The 16,969-nt window shown below is 68.4% G+C and carries 17 protein-coding genes; 4 read left to right on the forward strand and 13 right to left on the reverse strand.

All coding sequences use genetic code 11. From position 1 onward, the window contains the following. Nucleotides 1-11 precede the first annotated feature (11 nt). The 7 genes from rsmA to AC10QF_RS08415 all read right to left on the reverse strand — a co-directional run bounded on the left by rsmA (nucleotide 12) and on the right by AC10QF_RS08415 (nucleotide 7,822). Entirely contained in the window at nucleotides 12-815 is an 804-nt protein-coding gene (gene rsmA / locus AC10QF_RS08385; RefSeq protein ID WP_049414494.1) for a 16S rRNA (adenine(1518)-N(6)/adenine(1519)-N(6))-dimethyltransferase RsmA, read from the reverse strand. Beyond that, nucleotides 812-1,792 (reverse strand): 4-hydroxythreonine-4-phosphate dehydrogenase PdxA, encoded by a 981-nt coding sequence (pdxA, locus tag AC10QF_RS08390; protein WP_099487843.1) that lies wholly within the window; start codon nucleotides 1,790-1,792, stop codon nucleotides 812-814. Before pdxA ends, rsmA begins: the two co-directional genes overlap by 4 nt. A 3-nt stretch (nucleotides 1,793-1,795) precedes the next feature. Further along, nucleotides 1,796-3,139 carry a peptidylprolyl isomerase gene (locus tag AC10QF_RS08395; protein WP_428986743.1) on the reverse strand — a complete coding sequence of 448 codons (1,344 nt, stop codon included), beginning with the start codon at nucleotides 3,137-3,139 and terminating at the stop codon, nucleotides 1,796-1,798. Next, the gene (gene lptD, locus AC10QF_RS08400) at nucleotides 3,136-5,637 is read right to left on the reverse strand and encodes an LPS-assembly protein LptD (RefSeq protein ID WP_494542041.1); all 2,502 of its coding nucleotides are present in this window, start codon (nucleotides 5,635-5,637) and stop codon (nucleotides 3,136-3,138) included. Before lptD ends, AC10QF_RS08395 begins: the two co-directional genes overlap by 4 nt. Before the next feature lie 89 nt (nucleotides 5,638-5,726). Then, the gene (locus tag AC10QF_RS08405; protein ID WP_099487841.1) at nucleotides 5,727-6,665 is read right to left on the reverse strand and encodes a histone deacetylase family protein; all 939 of its coding nucleotides are present in this window, start codon (nucleotides 6,663-6,665) and stop codon (nucleotides 5,727-5,729) included. A 9-nt stretch (nucleotides 6,666-6,674) separates the two neighbouring features. Continuing rightward, entirely contained in the window at nucleotides 6,675-7,229 is a 555-nt protein-coding gene (locus AC10QF_RS08410; protein WP_049440155.1) for a cob(I)yrinic acid a,c-diamide adenosyltransferase, read from the reverse strand. A gap of 8 nt (nucleotides 7,230-7,237) precedes the next feature. Further along, on the reverse strand, nucleotides 7,238-7,822 hold the full coding sequence (locus AC10QF_RS08415; protein ID WP_005415353.1) for a hypothetical protein: 585 nt from the start codon (nucleotides 7,820-7,822) through the stop codon (nucleotides 7,238-7,240). Between the two features lie 109 nt (nucleotides 7,823-7,931). Here AC10QF_RS08415 and ubiH point away from each other — a divergent pair, with 109 nt between their 5' ends. Both ubiH and AC10QF_RS08425 read left to right on the forward strand, forming a co-directional pair. After that, nucleotides 7,932-9,140: a 2-octaprenyl-6-methoxyphenyl hydroxylase gene (gene ubiH / locus AC10QF_RS08420; protein ID WP_049440159.1), complete on the forward strand. Its 1,209-nt coding sequence runs from the start codon at nucleotides 7,932-7,934 to the stop codon at nucleotides 9,138-9,140. Beyond that, a complete protein-coding gene (locus AC10QF_RS08425; RefSeq protein ID WP_049414487.1) occupies nucleotides 9,137-10,318 on the forward strand; it encodes a UbiH/UbiF family hydroxylase in 1,182 nt (393 codons plus the stop codon). The genes ubiH and AC10QF_RS08425 overlap by 4 nt, the downstream gene beginning before the upstream one ends. A 101-nt stretch (nucleotides 10,319-10,419) precedes the next feature. On the opposite strand, the gene AC10QF_RS08430 is transcribed toward AC10QF_RS08425, so the two are convergent. From AC10QF_RS08430 to AC10QF_RS08455, 6 genes are all read right to left on the reverse strand, one after another. Beyond that, nucleotides 10,420-10,818: an EF-hand domain-containing protein gene (locus AC10QF_RS08430; RefSeq protein ID WP_049440161.1), complete on the reverse strand. Its 399-nt coding sequence runs from the start codon at nucleotides 10,816-10,818 to the stop codon at nucleotides 10,420-10,422. Between the two features lie 64 nt (nucleotides 10,819-10,882). Beyond that, on the reverse strand, nucleotides 10,883-11,950 hold the full coding sequence (gene rlmM / locus AC10QF_RS08435; RefSeq protein ID WP_447906264.1) for a 23S rRNA (cytidine(2498)-2'-O)-methyltransferase RlmM: 1,068 nt from the start codon (nucleotides 11,948-11,950) through the stop codon (nucleotides 10,883-10,885). Then, nucleotides 11,934-12,494: a nucleoside deaminase gene (locus tag AC10QF_RS08440; protein ID WP_099494717.1), complete on the reverse strand. Its 561-nt coding sequence runs from the start codon at nucleotides 12,492-12,494 to the stop codon at nucleotides 11,934-11,936. The genes rlmM and AC10QF_RS08440 overlap by 17 nt, the downstream gene beginning before the upstream one ends. Before the next feature lie 97 nt (nucleotides 12,495-12,591). Continuing rightward, nucleotides 12,592-13,314: a DUF6348 family protein gene (locus AC10QF_RS08445; RefSeq protein ID WP_049440164.1), complete on the reverse strand. Its 723-nt coding sequence runs from the start codon at nucleotides 13,312-13,314 to the stop codon at nucleotides 12,592-12,594. A gap of 48 nt (nucleotides 13,315-13,362) precedes the next feature. After that, complete coding sequence (locus tag AC10QF_RS08450) at nucleotides 13,363-14,016, reverse strand: hypothetical protein (RefSeq protein WP_494542042.1); 654 nt, start codon at nucleotides 14,014-14,016, stop codon at nucleotides 13,363-13,365. 43 nt (nucleotides 14,017-14,059) lie between these two features. Beyond that, nucleotides 14,060-15,808 carry a glutamine--tRNA ligase/YqeY domain fusion protein gene (locus tag AC10QF_RS08455; RefSeq protein WP_065186344.1) on the reverse strand — a complete coding sequence of 583 codons (1,749 nt, stop codon included), beginning with the start codon at nucleotides 15,806-15,808 and terminating at the stop codon, nucleotides 14,060-14,062. 178 nt (nucleotides 15,809-15,986) lie between these two features. Between AC10QF_RS08455 and AC10QF_RS08460 the strand changes: the two genes are divergently transcribed. Both AC10QF_RS08460 and msrA read left to right on the forward strand, forming a co-directional pair. Continuing rightward, nucleotides 15,987-16,250: a putative signal transducing protein gene (locus tag AC10QF_RS08460; protein ID WP_005415362.1), complete on the forward strand. Its 264-nt coding sequence runs from the start codon at nucleotides 15,987-15,989 to the stop codon at nucleotides 16,248-16,250. A gap of 30 nt (nucleotides 16,251-16,280) precedes the next feature. Continuing rightward, nucleotides 16,281-16,946, forward strand: coding sequence for a peptide-methionine (S)-S-oxide reductase MsrA (msrA, locus tag AC10QF_RS08465; RefSeq protein ID WP_494542060.1), 666 nt, complete (start codon nucleotides 16,281-16,283; stop codon nucleotides 16,944-16,946). Nucleotides 16,947-16,969 lie beyond the last annotated feature (23 nt).

The raw sequence follows: 16,969 nt of genomic DNA on the forward strand, positions 1-16,969 counted from the left end.
CGGCAGTGTAATCAGGAGGCATTGGCCAAAGCGATGAATTCGGCCACGTCCAGCTGTTCGGCGCGGGCATCGGGACGCACGCCGGCGGCGATGAACTGCTCGGCGGACACCACGTTGTTCAGGGCATTGCGCAGGGTCTTGCGGCGCTGCCCGAAGGCGGCCTTGACCACCTCGGCGAAGCGCGTGTGGTCGTTGATGTTGATCGAGGCCGGATCACGCGGCACCAGCCGCACCACGGCCGAATCGACTTTCGGCGGCGGCCGGAACGCGCCCGGCGGCACCACGAACAGCGAGGTCACCTGGCAGTAGGCCTGCAGCATTACGCTGAGGCGGCCATACACCTTGCTGCCGGGGCCGGCGGCCATGCGGTCGACCACTTCCTTCTGCAGCATGAAGTGCATGTCGCGGATCACCGCGGCATGCTCCAGCGCGTGGAACAGGATGGGCGAGGAGATGTTGTAGGGCAGGTTGCCGACCAGGCGGATCGGCTGGCCGTCGGCCAGTTCGGTGAGGTCCACGCGCAGCACGTCGCGATGGACGATGGTCAGCTCGCCCAGCGGCTCGGCGGCAGCGGTCAGTGGCGCGATCAGGTCGCGGTCGAACTCGATCACCGTCAGCTTCGGGTGCACGCGCAGCAGCGGCAGGGTGATGGCGCCCTGGCCGGGTCCGATCTCGACCAGGCGGTCACCATCTTTCGGATTGACCGCCATCACGATCTTGTCGATGTAGTGGCGATCGGCCAGGAAATGCTGGCCAAGCTGCTTCTTGGCCGGTGCGGTGAACACTGGGCCGGAGGGGGAATGCGGGGAATTCATGCGCTCAGTGTACGTTGCCGCGCCAGCTGCGCACACAGCGTCGTTGCCGCCTGCAGGCTGGAAGGATCGGCGATGCCGCGGCCGGCCAGGTCCAGCGCGGTGCCATGGTCGACCGCCACGCGCGGGTAGGGCAGGCCCAGGGTCAGGTTCACCGCCTGCTCGAAGCCGGAATACTTCAGCACCGGCAGGCCCTGGTCGTGGTACATCGCCAGCACGGTGTCGAAACCGGCCAGCTTGGCCGGCAGGAAGGCGGTGTCGGCCGGCAGCGGCCCGACCAGGTCCATGCCCTCCGCACGCAGGCGCTGCAGCAGCGGGATGACCAGGTCCAGTTCTTCGCGGCCCAGGTGGCCGTCTTCGCCGGCATGCGGGTTCAGGCCGAGCACCGCGATGCGCGGCGCAGGCAGGCCGAACTCGCGGCGCAGCGCGGCATGCACCGTGCGCAGGGTGTGTTCCAAGCTGGGCGCGGTGATCGCATCGGCCACCTCGCGCAGCGGCAGGTGGGTGGTGGCCAGCGCAACGCGGACAATGTGATTGGCCAGCATCATCACCACCTTCACTCCGGCCTGGTCGGCCAGCAGTTCAGTGGTACCACTGTAGGCAATGCCGCCTTCGTTGATGACCGCCTTGTGTACCGGGCCGGTCACCACACCGTGCAGCTCACCGGACAGGCAGGCCTGGCCGGCGCCGAGCAGGGCACCGATGACCGCGCTGGCATTGGCCGGATCGGCCTGGCCGAAGTGGCTGGGCGCCGCGTTGCGGACGGCGCGCAGGCGCAGATCGCCCGGGGCGCGTGCTTCGGCGTCCTCGGGCAGCAGTTGCAGGGGCAGGTTCAGCGCGGCCGCGGCCGCGCGCAGGGTGTCCGGGTCGGCGAAGGCCAGCAGCCGGCAATCTTCACGCGGCTGCTGGACGAGGCGGACACACAGCTCCGGGCCGATCCCGGCGGGCTCGCCCGGTACCAGAGCGAGCTCGGGGCGCATCGGTCAGGACTGCGGCGGAGTGGCGGTGTTTTCCGCGCGGTCGCCGCTGCGGAAACTGACGTAGGCTTCGCCACGCAGTTCCTGCAGGAAGCGGTTGTACTCGTCTTCCAGCTTGCGACGGCCGATGGTCTCGCGGACCTGGGCACGCTGGTTGTCGGTGGTCACGTCGGTCTGGCGGGTCGCCACGCGCTGCACGATGTGCCAACCGGCGTCGGTGCGGAACGGCTGGCTGACGCCACCATCCTGCAGGCCACTCACCTGCTGGCCGAAGGCCGGACCGAACGCGTCAGCCGGGAACCAGCCGAGATCACCGCCCTGGCCCTTGCTGTTGTTGTCCTCGGAGGACTCCCTGGCAACGGTCTGGAAGTCGGCGCCGCCAGCAATGCGGGCGCGCAGGGTATCGATCTTGGCCTTGGCAGCGGCATCGGTCTGGTGGTCGTCCACGCGGACCAGGATGTGGCGGCCGTGGTACTCGGTGACCGTCTGCTCACCGGCGGCGGAACTGCTGTCACGCACTTCCACCAGCTTCAGCAGCTGGAAGCCGCTCGGGCCGCGGATCGGGCCGACCACCTCGCCCGGCTTCATCCTTTCCATCAACTGGGCAAAGGCCTGCGGGATTTCATCCAGGCTGCGCCAGCCCAGATCGCCGCCTTCCAGTGCGTTCGGGCTGTCCGAATAGCGCACGGCCGCCGCGTTGAAGTCCAGCTCGCCCTTGTCCAGCAGGGCCTTCACGCCATCGGCCTTCTTCTGGCCGGTGGCGATCTGGTCGGCGTTGGCACCGTCGGGCAGGGCGATCAGGATGTGCGCCAAATGGTACTGGTTGCCTACCGTGGCCTGCTGCTTCAGCGCGGCGTCGACTTCACCCTCGCTGACGCTGATGCGGCTCTGCGCGAAGCTCTGGCGCAGGCGCTGCACGGTGATCTCGTCACGCACCGACGCGCGGAAATCGTTGAAATCGATACCGTCCTGGGCCAGGCGCTGGCGCAGGGCATCCAGGTTCGAACCGTTCTGCTGGGCGATGGCGTTCATCGCCTGGTTCAGCTCCTGGTCGCTGACACGGATGCCGCTGCCCTGGGCGCGGGCCACCTGCAGCTTGACCAGCACCAGGCGTTCGAGCACCTGGCGGCTGAGCACGTCTTCCGGCGGCAGCTGGTTTTCACGGCCGGCGTACTGCGCCTTGATGTTGGCGATCGCACGCTGGAGCTCGCTCTGCAGGATCACGTCCTCATCGACGACGGCAGCGATGCGGTCAAGCGGCTGCGCCTCCTGGGCAAGCACCTGCAGGGGGGCGGACACGCTGGACACCGCCAGCAGCGAGGCGAGAAGAACGGGGAAGCGCTTGGTCATGGGATCAGGTTCGGATCGTAGTCATCCCGGGTCGCCCCGGTGTTGCTCGGCGGCACGAGATAGAGGTCGTCGCGGTTGTAGCCGAGGATAGCACGGCGCAGGGTACGGTCCGTGTCCTGCCCCAGGGAGCTCAGGCCCTTGAGCACGAACTCCAGCTGGATGGCGTTGTTCATCTCGCCTTCGCGGTTGCGGACGTAACGGCGGGCGACCGCACGCACGGCCAGGCAGCAGCTGTCCCACTGGACGCCGGCGATGATTTCCAGCGGTTCCTTGTCCTGCAGCGAGTAGTAGTAGCGGCCGACCAGGCTCCAGCGCGCATTCAGCGGGTACAGGAACGACAGGTCGGCCTGTTCCAGCAGGGTACGGTCGTGCTTGTTGGCGGTGGCCGGGGCGCCCGAGTTGATGCGGTAGCGGTAGCTGAGGTTGATCACGCCATCGTTGGGCATCAGGTAGCGGGCACGGACGCTGGCCAGATCCTCGCGCTTGTACTTCGGGTCCCACTGGTAGGTGGCACCCAGGGTCCAGCGGTCGTTGATCATGTAGTTGCCGTCGGCGATCCACGCCGACTTGCCCTTTTCCACCGGCGCGCCGCCCGGGGTGACGGTCACCCGCGACTCGTCGAAGTACTGGATCTGGCCGATGGCAGCCGAGAAGCGTTCCTTGCCGGTGGTCTGGTCGATGAAGCGGGTGCCCAGTGCCAGGGTCAGCTGGTTGGCATCGTTCTGGCGGTCGGCGCCGGTGTAGCGCGAGTCGCGGAACAGCTGGCCCCAGCTGAAGGTGAAGTCACGGGTATCGAAGATCGGCAGCTCGTCCTGGTTGCGGTACGGCGTGCGCAGGTAGAACAGGCGCGGTTCCAGGGTCTGCAGGAAGGACTTGCCGCCGATACGGGTCTCGCGGTCGAAGAACAGGCCGGCGTCGATGCTGCCGATCGGCAGGCTGCGGCTGGGCGAGGTGTTGCCGCGCAGCTGTTCCGGTGTGGCGGTGTTCGGGTCGATGCCCTGCGAACGCAGGATCTGGCCACGGATACCGTCCACGCCGTCGGCCAGGCCGCGATCCAGCTGGTAGGCGGTATAGCGGTAGGCCAGGGTCGGCGTGATGTACCAGGCCGCGCCACTGATCGGGAACGACACGTACGGCTTCACGTCCAGACGCGAGCCGCCGCTCACATTCAAGCCCTCGGTCTTCCGGCGACCATCGCGCGTGTACTGCAGGTCGGGTCCCGCATCGGCGCCGTACTTGAAGTTGATGTCGTCGTGGGTGAAGCGCACGGCTTCGGCATAGATGCCGGTTTCCAGCCACGGCAGGACCGGCTTGTCCCAGTTGAGGTACAGGCGCGGCTGGCGGTTGTACGGCAGCGCGCTTTCATTGAGCGTGTAGTCGGTCAGCTGCCAGCGGTCGGCCATGATGCCGGCCGTCCAGTTCCTGCCGGTGCCGTACAGGCCTACGGTGCTCTGCAGGTTCGAGGCAGTCACCCCGACCAGGCGGTTGGCGAAGTCCTCGACATAGCGCTCGTCGCTGACCCAGGCCAGGTTGGCGCGGGCCTGCCAGTGGCTGTCCACGTTGTGGTACCCGCTGAACATCACCCGGCCGCGGTCGCGGTCGCGCAGCTTGTCATTGGGCATGAACGCGGTCAGCAGTTCGCCGCGGCCGCCGTTGTAGAGATAGCGGAACTCGTTGTCGAGCATCAGGCCGCGCCGGCTCATGTAGCGCGGGGTCAACGTGTCGTCGTAGTTCGGCGCCAGGTTGAAGTAGATCGGCTGTGCGTAGTCGAAACCGTTGCGTCCGGACATGCCCAGCTGCGGGAACAGCAGGCCGGTCTTGCGCCGGTCATCGATCGGGAACTTGAAGTACGGTGCCCACAGCACCGGCACCTTGCCGATCCGCAGCACGGCGTTGCGGGCGGTACCGAAGCCCTCGTCGTTGTCCACTTCGATCTGCGGCGCCGACAGCTTCCACACCGGCTGTGACGGGTCGCAGGTGGTGTAGGTGGAGCGGTGCATCTGGCCGACCGCGCCCTGCAGGTCGACCGACTCGGCATCGCCGTTGCCGCGGCGCGACACCAGCTGGTACTTGATGTCGGTGATCTTGTGGGTGTCGCTTTCCTGGTTGCCCTCGGCGCGCTTGGCGACCATGCGGATCGAGGAGTCCTGGTAGCGGACATTGCCGTCGGCGATGTAGTTGCCGCTCTCGGTATCGAAGCTGAGCTTGTCGGTGCCGACGAACTGGTCGCCGCGGCGCAGGGCCACGTTGCCTTCGTACTGCGGCACGGTGGTCGTGCCCAGCAGCTGGTCACCCTCGATGTCGGTCGGCTGCTGCTCGCGCGCAGCGCTGGCGGCGGCCTTGTCCTGCCCCGGGACCGGGGTGGGGGCATCGGTGAACGCGGGAATCACGTCGGTAGCCGGGCACAGGCCCCAGTTGAGCGGCTTTTCATCGGCCATTGCCGGCAGGCAGATGGCGATGCTCAGAGGCAGGGGAAGCAGGCGGAGGGCTCGGCGCACGCGGTTCGGATTCGGGCGAAAACGGACGGTAGCTTGCCCCATCCCTTGCATAGGGGCAATGAAGGACGCCGGAGCCTGCCGGTTCGGGTTCATCCGGAGACGCTGCCGGGAGGGGGCGGCAGCAGGGCCCGGACATGGGCCACGCTGCACTCGGCAAGCGCCTGCAGGTCATAGCCGCCTTCCAGCATCGAGACCACCCGGCCGGCCGCATGGCGCCGCGCCAGCGCATGCAGTTCCCGGGTGATCCAGGCGAAATCGTCGGTTTCCAGCATCAGGTCGGCCTGCGGGTCGCGCAGGTGGGCATCGAAGCCGGCCGAGATCAGCAGCAGCTGCGGGCGGAAGTCGTCGATGGCCGGCAGCATCTCGTCGGCCCACACGTTGCGGAAGCGGAAACCGCCACTGCCGGGGGGCAGCAGGATGTTCATCAGGTTGCCGGCACCGCGGTCGCGGCGCAGGCCCGAATTGGGGAACAGCCCGGCCTGGTGGGTGCTGTAGTAGGAGACCCGGGCGTCGTGCTGGAAGATGTCCTGGGTGCCGTTGCCATGGTGGACATCGAAATCGACTACTGCGATCCGCTCCAGCCCATGGCGGTCACGGGCATAGGCGGCGGCGATGGCGATGTTGTTGAGCAGGCAGAAGCCCATCGCCGTGCTGCTGGTAGCGTGGTGACCCGGGGGCCGCACTGCGCAGAAGGCCAGCGGGTCCTCGCCCAGCATCACCGCATCGACCGCCGCCACCCCGGCGCCGGCGGCGTGCACGGCGGCACTGGCCGAGCCCGGCGAGGTCCAGGTGTCCATGTCCAGCTGGCGCAGCGGCGCGGTCTGCGGCTGCAGCACGAAGTCCAGCAGGGCGCTGTCGTGGACCCGGGTCAGTTCGCCGAACTTGGCCGGCGGCGCCTCGCGCCAGTCCAGCTGGCCGGGGAACGCGGTGTGCAGGGCATCGAGCACATGCTGCAGGCGTTGCGGGCACTCCGGATGGCCAGGGCCGGGGTCATGCAGCAGGCAGGACGGATGGGTGAAGACCAGCATCGTGCCGACTCAGCGCTGGCGCTGCTGTGGCTGCCACAGCGCTTCGCCATGGCCGTCGGCGCGGGCCAGTACGCGGGCCAGCACGAACAACAGGTCCGACAGCCGGTTGAGGTACTGCAACGCCTCGCTGCGCACGGCTTCGTGGCGGGCCAGGGTGACCGTCTCGCGCTCGGCGCGGCGGACGATGGTGCGGGCCAGGTGGCAGCGTGCGGCGGCCTCGCCCCCGGCCGGCAGGATGAACTCCTTCAACATCGGCAGGTGGGCGTTGTAGTGGTCCAGCTGCTGTTCCAGTGCCGAGACATCGGCGGCGTGGATGGCGGCGTGGCCCGGGATGCAGAGCTCGGCGCCCAGGTCGAACAGCTGGTGCTGCAGATGCACCACCAGCGCGCGGACATCCTCGGGCAGCGCGGTGGCAAGCAGCAGGCCGAGCGCAGCGTTGGCTTCATCGACGGTGCCGTAGGACGCCACCCGGGCGTCGTCCTTGGCGACGCGCTGGCCGTCGCCGAGGCCGGTAGTGCCGTCGTCGCCGGTGCGGGTGTAGATGCGCGAGAGGCGATGACCCATGGCGCGGCTCAGTGCCGGATGTCGCGGCGGGCCTGCTGGAGCTTCAGTACCTGCTCCACCGCCAGCTGCAATGCCGCCGCCAGCGCCACGTAGATCGCGGTGGTGCGCAGGTAGGGGCCGAACCATTGTGCGTAGTTCTGCGCCCAGCCGGCCAGCGTCGGCTCGGCGACGTTGCGGGTGGTCCAGTAGAAGCCGCCCTGCGCCAGCAGGTGGCAGACCGCCACCGACGCCACCAGCAGCAGCGCACCCTTGGCCAGCACCGGCCAGCGCGCGCCTTGGTAGTTGCGGCCCAGCAGCATGCCGCCGGCCCACAGCGAGAAGTACGCCGGCAGCAGCAGCCAGTAACCCGGCGACACGCAGTAGTGCTGCCAGAAATCCAGGCCGCTGCTGCGGATCACGATCCAGTCCACCAGCACGGCGAACACCATCAGCAGCGGAAACGCCCAGCGTGTCCACGTGGCCAGGTAGAAGCCACCGATGAAGAACACCGCCCAGGAGGCATCGGGGATCGCCGCGAAGTGGTTGACCCGGGTCGCCGCCAGCAACAGCACGAGGACGGACAGGACGAAGGCGCGGTTGGCGGTGGCGGACATGGCAGCGGGCCCGGAGCGGATTCAGGTTTCATTCTAGCCCGCCGCGCCGGTTGGCGCAGGTCGGGTGGTGTTGGGTGTTCGGGCAGGGCGAGCGCGTATCATGAACATCATGAGTGAACGACATGACGTGCTGATCGTCGGTGGTGGCCTGGTCGGTGCCAGCCTGGCCATCGCCCTGGACCGCCTGGGTCGCGATGTGGGCCTGCTCGAGGCCAGCCCGGCCGGCGAGCTGCCAGCGGTGTTCGACCAGCGCAACCTCAGTTTTGCCGCTGCCACGGTCAATGCGCTGACCGCTTTGGGGGTCATGCAGAAGCTGGCGATGGCGCCGGGCCCGATCCGCCGCATCCACGTCAGCCGCGCCGGCGACTTCGGCCGCGTGCAGCTGGAGGCTTCCGACTACGACCGGCCGTGGTTCGGCCAGGTAGTGGTGGCGCGGGACTTCGGCCAGGCGCTGGAAGCGCGCCTGCAGGAGCTGCCGCGGCTGCGGCGCTACCGGCCGATGCGCTTCCTGGGCCTGGGCGAGGTGGTCGACGGCTACCGCCAGGTGCGGGTGGCCGACGAGACCGGCGAGCGCGTGCTGCTGGCCCGGCTGGTGGTGGGGGCCGATGGCACGACCAGTGGCGTGCGCGGCGCGCTGGGCATTGAGGTCGACCGCCATGATTTCCGGCAGACCCTGTTCGTGGCCCGCGTGCGCAGCCAGCGTGCGCCGGACGGCACCGCCTGGGAGCGCTTCACCGATACCGGCCCGACCGCCCTGCTGCCGCGTGGCGATCGCCACTTCGGCACCGTGCACGGTGTTGCGCGCGACCAGGCCGATGCGGTGATGGCGCTGGACGATGCGGCTTGGCTGCAACGCCTGCAGAACGCGATCGGCTGGCGCGCAGGCCGGCTGCTCGAATCCGGCCCGCGCAGTGCGTATCCGCTCATCCAGGTGCTGGCGCGCGCGCTGGCCGGAGAGCGTGCGGTGCTGCTCGGCAATGCCGCGCAGACCATCCATCCGCTGGGTGCGCAGGGCTTCAACCTGGGCCTGCGCGATGCGCTGACCCTGGCCGAACTGCTGGAGGATGCGCATGAGGATGCCGGCAGCGATGCACTGCTGCAGGCCTATGTCGCGCGCCGCGAGGAGGACCGCCGGCAGACGGTGGCATTCTCCGGCGGGCTGGCGCGCCTGACCAGCAATCCGGCGCCGCTGATGCGGCCGCTGCGCAGCCTCGGCCTGGTGGCCGCGCAGCGCGCCTCGGTGCAGTCGATGCTGGTCGGTGGCGCGATGGGCTTCCGCGGCGAGGTGCCGCAGCTGTGCCGTGGAGAAGTGGCATGAGCCGGCGTGCGCGTCTTGATGTGGCCATCGTTGGCGGTGGCGTGGTCGGTGCCGCCTGTGCGCTGGCGCTGGCTGATGCTGGCCTGTCGGTCGCGCTGGTGGAAGGTCGCGAACCGGCGCCGTGGCAGGCCGCACAGCCGGACCTGCGCGTGTTCGCCTTCGCTGCCGACAACGTACAGCTGCTGAACCGCCTGGGCGTGTGGCCGGCGATCGCGCAGGCCCGTGCATGGCCCTACCGGCGCATGCAGGTGTGGGACGCGGCCGGTGGCGAGGATCTGCTGTTCGACGCCGATCGCTTCGGCCGTCGCGAACTGGGCTACATCGTCGAGAACGGGCTGCTGCAGGACCGCCTGTGGTCGGCGCTGCCGGCGGCGGGTGTGCAGCTGCACTGCCCGGCGCGGGTGGACGCGCTGGAGCAGGACGAGGACGGCGTGCGCCTGCGCCTGGATGACGGGCGTCGCCTGGAAGCGGCGTTGGCGGTGGCCGCCGACGGCGCCGAATCGACCCTCCGCCAGCTGGCCGGGATCGAGGTGGAACGCCATGACTACCACCAGCGTGGCGTGGTGGCCTACGTGGACAGCGATCTTCCCAACCAGGCCACGGCCTGGCAGCGCTTCCTGCCAAGCGGGCCGCTGGCGTTGCTGCCGGTGGCCGAGCGCCGCAGCTCGATCGTCTGGACCCTGCCCGAGGACGAGGCGGCGCGTGTTCTGGCACTGGACGAGGACAGCTTCAACCGCGAACTGACCCGCGCCTTCGCGGCACGCCTGGGTGAGCTGCGGCTGGCCTCACCGCGTGCGGCATTCCCGCTGCGCCGCCAGCTGGCCCGTCACTACGTGGCCGGTCGTGTGCTGGCGTTGGGTGACGCGGCGCATGTGGTGCATCCGCTGGCTGGGCAGGGCGTGAACCTGGGGCTGCGTGATGTCGCCGCCCTGCAGCAGTGGCTGGCGCCCTCGGCAGAGCGCCGCGGCCAACCGCGGCTGTCGCCGCAGCGCCTGCAGCGCTGGGCACGCGAACGGCGCAGCGACAACCACATCGCCGCCTACAGCTTCGATGCGATCAACCGCCTGTTCTCCAACGACGAAATGCACCTGACCCTGGCCCGGGGCCGTGCGCTGGGCTGCGTCGGCCGATGGCCGCCGCTGGTGCAGGCGTTCTGGAAGCGCGCCGCCGGCGTCTGAAGCAAAAAGGGGACGGAGGGGATTAAGTCGTTTGTGCACATACGACTTAATCCCCTCCGTCCCCTTTTTCACATACGACTTAATCCCCTCCGTCCCCTTTTTCAATCCACCAGCCAGCCGGCCAGGTCGGTGCGGTCCAGCTTGCCGCGGTGCCTGCGGTCCAGCGAATTGAATTCGTCGGCCAGCGCCGGATTGGCCTGTGCTTCCTCGCGGCTGATGAAACCGTCGCCATTCACGTCGAGGTCGCTGAAGCGGATGCGGTACTGGCCAACCACGCTGCTGGGTTCCAGCGAGCGCACGGTCACCTGTGCCTCGCCGACCGGCTGCGGAATATCGACACTGCCGGTGACCCGACCGGCATCCAGCGGCTGCTGACGGATCGCGCCGCCGGTCGGGCCCAGCGGCTGGCTCTGCGCGGGGGTGGACGGGCCATGCTGGGCCATCGCCGGTACCGAGGCCAGCAGGGTGGCCGCCAGCACGGCGGAACGGGGAATGTTCATGACAGGCTCCTTGCCAGAGGGTACCGGGAGCGTACTCCCGGCAACCTGTGCCGCCGATGACGGATCAGCGCAGCGGCGAGGCCAGCACCGTGATTTCTTCCCGATCGTGATACAGCTGCTTGGCACGCACCACCAGCGCCTTCCCGGCCTGGTCCTGGAACAGGTCCAGGCACAGCCGGGTCTCGTCCCAGCGCTTCTTCATCGGCAGCTTCAGATTGAAGATCGCATGCCTGCACCAGCCTTCGCGGAACCAGGTGGCCATGCGTTCGGCGACGCGACGCGGCTGCTCGACCATGTCGCAGACCATCCAGTCCAGCGGTTGTTCCGGGTGCCAGTGGAAGCCGTCGGCGCGCAGGTGCTCGACCAGGCCGGTGTCCAGCACGTGCTGGCGCAGCGGGCCGTTGTCGATGCTCAGCACGTGCATGTGCTGGCGGGTCAGTACCCAGGTCCAGCCGCCGGGGGCGGCGCCCAGGTCGGCCGCACGCATGCCGGGCTTGGCCAGTGCTTCGCGTTCTTCCGGCGTCAGCAGGGTCAGCAGTGCTTCGTCCAGCTTCAGTGCCGAACGCGAAGGCGCCTCGGGCAGCAGCTTCAGGCGCGGAATGCCCAGTGCCCACGGCGCGCTGTCGGCCGGGTCGGCCACGCAGATGAAGGCATGGGTACCGTCGACGAACACCACATGCAGGCGCGGCAGGCGGGTGTTCGGCTTGTCGCTGAGCTTGCCGGCCTTGCGCAGCGCCGGGCGCAGTGCATTGCCAAAGGCACGCGCCAGCCCGGACAACGGCTTGCCAGCGTCGGAATCGGGATGCTCCACCCACAGGTCGCCGAAGCGCGGCGCATCGGCCAGCACCTCCAGCATCGGCGTGATGCGGTCGGCCGGATCCAGCTGTGGCAGCTCGGCCAGCACCACCAGCTTCTGGCGCGCGAAGATCAGTTCGCGCCAGCGCAGGCGCGGTGCCAGCGCCGCGGCCTCGTCGCACATGAAAAGCACGTAGCCGTCATTGCGCTGGGTGCGGGCATAACCGGCGAAACAAGCTTCGCCGGCACGGAACTGCAGCTCGCCGGCCAGCTCGGGCTCGAAACCCTGCCGGCACAGGCACAGCAGGCCGATGCCGGTTTCAGTAACGGGCGCCATCGCTTTCCCCATAGGCACGCAGCACGCTGCGCGCGGCGTCGCGGTTCAGGCCCTGCACCACTTCGATGCCACGCTTGTTGAGCTCGCCCACCCAGTCGGCTGGCAGCGGGCCTTCGTCGAACGGGGTCAGTTCTTCGACGTCGGCCGCGCTGGCACCGATCAGCAGGCGGTCGATGCCGGCCCACACGGTGGCGCCGTAGCACTGGCAGCACGGCTGCGAGCTAGTGGCCAGGGTGACCGGCGACAGCACCGCGTTCAGGCGCGGGCTCTGCAGGCGCTGCTGGGCCAGCATGTAGGCCATGTTCTCGGCGTGCGCCAGCGAGGTCGCGTGCGGCATCACCCGGTTCACGCCGGCGGCGATCACCTTGTCATCCGGGCCGAACACCACCGCGCCGAACGGGCCGCCACTGGCGTGCTCGACGTTCAGCCGCGACAGCTCGATCGCCAGCGCGACCTTGGCCTCATCGCCCGGATATCGACGATCCAGGTCGATCTGGTCGTGGATCCAGGCGGGAAGGGTCAGGTGGACTTGCGCGTACAGCATCGCGGGGGGTGCCTCGTGTGGGATGGGAAAAGTGCGGTTGCTTGGGAAACCGGCGCGCAGTGTAGCCGCACCGGCCTGTACCGGGTGTGGCGGTGGGTCAGCCGGGCGAGCCGGTGCGGATCACCACGTACTGCTTGCGGAATTCCAGCCCGGCCTGCGGCCAGCTGGCCGCATAGGCACGCAGCAGGGGCAGGGCGGCGGCGAAGTCGTGGCCGTTGACCCGGCAATCGGCCTCGCACAGGCCATCGGCATCGCGCGAGGCGAACAGGCGGATGGCCAGGAACGGGCGCGCCTTCAGCAGTTCGTCGAAAGCGTCCATGCTCCTGGTGAACAGGCAGCACGGACAGGACCCATGGTCGTCCTCGCTGCAGCTGCTGGCGTCCACCTCGTGCTCGCGGTAATGCGCCAGCGGACCCAGCACCACGGTGCGTTCGTGTTCCTGGCCGTCATCGCCGGCCGGATAGGTCAGGCCCATCATCGGCAGGCCCTGTGCGTCTTCGGCGCCGATCGCGGTCTGCAGGGTCACCAGGTCCACCCGTGCCCAGGCCTGGAAGCCGGCCAGCAGCGATGCCTGTTCATCGGTACCGTTGGCGTGCTGGTACTCGAACAGGCCATCGGCGAACAGCCGCGGATGCTGGCTTTCGACGACGGTGGAGGTCTGCCAGCCGCCGTTGTCGCGCGCGTGTGCGGCCATCGCATGCGGGGTCAGGCGCAGTCCGCTGTCCAGCAGCAGCGCGTTGCCGTCGACGCGGCTGGCGGTGCCGGCGTCCTGCAGGGCCTGCTGCAGCAGTGGGAGGAGGGCGATGGACGTCGTGGTCATGTCAGGCCTTTGGATGGATCGGGTGGAGCATCCAGGCCGGGCCTGGTGCTAGCGGTCGAGCGCGTCAAGTTCGGCGCGATACCGCTGCGCGTCGGACTGCTGCTGCGGGTCGTTGCCGTGGTCGCGCAGCCAGCTTTCCAGTTCGCGGCGATAGTCGGCGCGGAAATCGGCATTGCCCGGGCTGAAATGCAGCTTGCGTGCTGCCACCTCCACGCGCTCGCGCGCGCTGGACCGGGCCTGGGCGATGCCGTGGGGTGATTCGTTGGTGAGGATGACGAAGTTGCGCGGGAAACCCGGCGTGTACTTGACCACGAACGGCTGGTCGCGCGCCGGGATGCGGATGGCGTTTTCCAGCGGCCACAGCGAGGCGGTGTTGGTGTGGAACACCGCCTCCACATCGCGCCCTTCGGCAGTGCGCAGCACCGCTTCGTAGCGCCAGATGTACTGTTCGTTGAGCGTCGAGCTGGTTCGCTCTGCCTTGACGATCACCGCTTCGCCGCGCTCGCCTACCAGGTTGAGGAAGGTGGCGTTGAGGAAGTGGCCGAAGAACATGTTGAGCATCGCCAGCGGGAACACCACGATGGCGTAGCCTGGAAAGCGTCGCCACCACGAGACCAGCCCGGCCAGCACCATCGCTGCAAAGAACGTCAGCAGCGGATGCTGCGAGATGAACCAGAGCAGGACGGACAGGGCGGTGATCATCGTCGGGGGCGTGCGGGCGCCATCCCGGCGCCCGCGCAGGTCCTCAGGCCGACCAGGTGTCGCGCAGGGTCACGCTGCGGTTGAACACCGGCTTGGCTTCGGTGTGATCGCGGCGGTCGGCGACGAAATAGCCGGTGCGCTCGAACTGGAACGACTGCTCCGGTGCGGCGCTGGCTGCGGCCGGCTCGACATAGCCGGTGACAGTACGGCGCGATTCCGGGTTCAGGTAGTCGCGGTAGGTCTTGCCTTCCGATTCGTCGTCAGGATTCGGCACCGAGAACAGGCGGTCGTACAGGCGGATCTCGGCCGGCACGCCGTGCACGGCGCTCACCCAGTGGATGGTGCCCTTGACCTTGCGGTTGGCGCCTTCCATGCCCGGACGCGATTCCGGATCGAGCCAGCCGCGCAGTTCGATGATGGTGCCGTCGGCATCCTTGATCACTTCGTCGCAGCGGATGATGCCGGCGCCACGCAGGCGCACTTCGCCGCCCGGCACCAGGCGCTTCCAGCCCTTCGGCGGCACTTCGGCGAAGTCCTCGCGATCGATCCACACTTCGCGGGCGAACGGAACTTCGCGGCTGCCGAAGCTTTCGTCCTTCGGGTGGTTGCTGAAGGTCAGCAGTTCTTCGTGGCCTTCCGGAAGGTTGGTCAGCACCAGCTTGACCGGGTCGACCACGGCCATGCGGCGCGGCGCGGCGCTGTCGAGGTCCTCGCGCAGTGCGCCTTCGAGCACGCTGAAGTCGATCAGCGAATTCTGCTTGCTGATGCCCACGCGCTCGGCGAACAGGCGCATCGCGGCCGGGGTGTAGCCGCGTCGGCGCAGGCCCTGCAGGGTCGGCATGCGCGGGTCTTCCCAGCCGTCCACCAGCTGTTCAGTGACCAGCGCCATCAGCTTGCGCTTGCTCATCACCGTGTAGTTGATGTTCAGGCGCGAGAACTCGATCTGGCGCGGCTTGGCCGCTTCGCGTGGCAGCCCGGCATCGACCAGCGGCTGGGTCAGCGCGTCGTCATGGGCGAAATCGACGTTGTCCACGCACCAGTCGTACAGCGGGCGGTGGTCTTCGAATTCCAGCGTGCACAGCGAGTGCGTGATGCCCTCGATCGAATCACCCAGCGCATGGGCGAAGTCGTACATCGGGTAGATCGGCCACGCGTTGCCGGTGTTCTGGTGCTCGACGTGCTTGATGCGGTACAGCGCCGGATCGCGCAGGTTGATGTTGCCGCTGGCCATGTCGATCTTCGCGCGCAGGGTGCGCGCGCCATCGGGGAACTCACCGGCGCGCATGCGGCGGAACAGGTCGAGGTTTTCCTCGACGCTGCGGTCGCGCCACGGCGACGGGCGACCCGGCTCGGTCAGGGTGCCGCGGTAGGCACGCACTTCTTCGGCCGACAGGTCGCAGACATAGGCCTTGCCCTGTTCGATCAGCTTCTCGGCGGCCAGGTAGTAGGCCTGGAAGTAGTCCGAGGCGTGGCGCAGCTCGTTCCAGCTGAAGCCCAGCCAGCGCACGTCGTCCTGGATCGCGGCCACGTATTCCGGATCTTCCTTGGCCGGGTTGGTGTCATCGAAGCGCAGGTTGCAGACGCCGCTGAATTCACCGGCGATGCCGAAGTTCAGGCAGATCGACTTGGCGTGACCGATGTGCAGGTAGCCGTTCGGCTCCGGCGGGAAGCGGGTCTTGATCGCCTGGTGCTTTCCGCTGGCCAGGTCCTCGCGCACGATCTGGCGGATGAAATCGCGCTTCTCGTGGCTGTCGGCGGGGGTCTCGGGGCTGGCGGGGGTGTGCTCGGACATGAGTCGGCGAAAAGAAAGGCAGAAAGACCAACAGTCTAGCGCGTACCGGGCGGGGTTGCCCGGCGGGGTATGGGATGCCGGCCAGCGGCCGGCACTACCTGCATGGCCGGCATCGGCTGTCACCGCCACCATTCAGCCCCCAGGCGTATGCTGGACCCTTGTCCCGAGGAGCCGCCGCATGCACATCGTGTACAAGGCCGACAATCTGTTCGACGCCCATCTGGTCAAGCACGCCCTGGAAGACGCCGGTATCCCCGCGTTTGTGTTCGGAGAGCAGTTGCTGGGCGGGATGGGCGAGCTGCCGCTGTTTGGCGTGTTGCGGGTCGGCATCCCCGATGCGGCGCGGCCGCAGGCCGAGGACATCGTAGCGGCGCTGGACTTGGGCCAGGCCCCGTCCGACCCCATTTCCGATGCAGACGACATTGCCGGCCTTCCGGCGTAGGAGCGCATCATGTTGGGAATTGGCCAGGGCATCCTCGGCATCGGCGCCTTCAAGCAGCGCTTGCCGCGCCTGGAAGAGGCGCTACCGGGGCGTGACCAACCACTGCCGCTGCACAGCAACCAGCACTTCGTGAACAGCCATCCGCTGAAGGACCGTTTCGCCGGCCTGCAGCAGATCCGCTTTGCGCTGGGCTGTTTCTGGGGCGCCGAGCGCAAGTTCTGGACCGAGCCGGGCGTGTACAGCACGTCGGTCGGCTATGCAGGCGGCATCACGCCGAACCCGACCTATGAAGAGGTCTGCTCGGGCCTGACCGGCCACACCGAAGTGGTACAGGTGGTGTTCGACCCGGCGGTGGTGAGCCTGGAGCGGCTGCTGCAGCTGTTCTGGGAAAGCCACGATCCAACCCAGGGCATGCGTCAGGGCAACGACACCGGCACCCAGTACCGCTCGGCGATCCATGCCACCGACGAGGCCCAGTACAAGGCCGCGCTGGCCAGCCGCGAGGCCTACCAGGCGCAGCTGGCTGCGGCCGGCTACGGCCCGATCACCACCGAGATCGTGTACCCGGCACCGGCGTACTACTACGCCGAGGACTACCACCAGCAGTACCTGGCGAAGAACCCTAACGGCTACTGCGGCATCGGCGGCACCGGCGTGAGCTGCCCGATCGGGTTGGATGTGGAGGCGCCGCGCTGACGCGCGGTGGTCCGCCTGCGGCG

Source organism: Stenotrophomonas maltophilia complex sp. Om-AH-Sm3, assembly GCF_059337855.1.

Bases quoted from the DNA above. Each gene is read 5' to 3' on its own strand.
- rsmA (WP_049414494.1), bottom strand. From the start codon at position 815: ATGAATTCCCCGCATTCCCCCTCCGGCCCAGTGTTCACCGCACCGGCC.
- pdxA (WP_099487843.1), bottom strand. From the start codon at position 1,792: ATGCGCCCCGAGCTCGCTCTGGTACCGGGCGAGCCCGCCGGGATCGGC.
- AC10QF_RS08395 (WP_428986743.1), bottom strand. From the start codon at position 3,139: ATGACCAAGCGCTTCCCCGTTCTTCTCGCCTCGCTGCTGGCGGTGTCC.
- AC10QF_RS08405 (WP_099487841.1), bottom strand. From the start codon at position 6,665: ATGCTGGTCTTCACCCATCCGTCCTGCCTGCTGCATGACCCCGGCCCT.
- AC10QF_RS08410 (WP_049440155.1), bottom strand. From the start codon at position 7,229: ATGGGTCATCGCCTCTCGCGCATCTACACCCGCACCGGCGACGACGGC.
- AC10QF_RS08415 (WP_005415353.1), bottom strand. From the start codon at position 7,822: ATGTCCGCCACCGCCAACCGCGCCTTCGTCCTGTCCGTCCTCGTGCTG.
- ubiH (WP_049440159.1), top strand. From the start codon at position 7,932: ATGAGTGAACGACATGACGTGCTGATCGTCGGTGGTGGCCTGGTCGGT.
- AC10QF_RS08425 (WP_049414487.1), top strand. From the start codon at position 9,137: ATGAGCCGGCGTGCGCGTCTTGATGTGGCCATCGTTGGCGGTGGCGTG.
- AC10QF_RS08430 (WP_049440161.1), bottom strand. From the start codon at position 10,818: ATGAACATTCCCCGTTCCGCCGTGCTGGCGGCCACCCTGCTGGCCTCG.
- rlmM (WP_447906264.1), bottom strand. From the start codon at position 11,950: ATGGCGCCCGTTACTGAAACCGGCATCGGCCTGCTGTGCCTGTGCCGG.
- AC10QF_RS08440 (WP_099494717.1), bottom strand. From the start codon at position 12,494: ATGCTGTACGCGCAAGTCCACCTGACCCTTCCCGCCTGGATCCACGAC.
- AC10QF_RS08445 (WP_049440164.1), bottom strand. From the start codon at position 13,314: ATGACCACGACGTCCATCGCCCTCCTCCCACTGCTGCAGCAGGCCCTG.
- AC10QF_RS08450 (WP_494542042.1), bottom strand. From the start codon at position 14,016: ATGATCACCGCCCTGTCCGTCCTGCTCTGGTTCATCTCGCAGCATCCG.
- AC10QF_RS08455 (WP_065186344.1), bottom strand. From the start codon at position 15,808: ATGTCCGAGCACACCCCCGCCAGCCCCGAGACCCCCGCCGACAGCCAC.
- AC10QF_RS08460 (WP_005415362.1), top strand. From the start codon at position 15,987: ATGCACATCGTGTACAAGGCCGACAATCTGTTCGACGCCCATCTGGTC.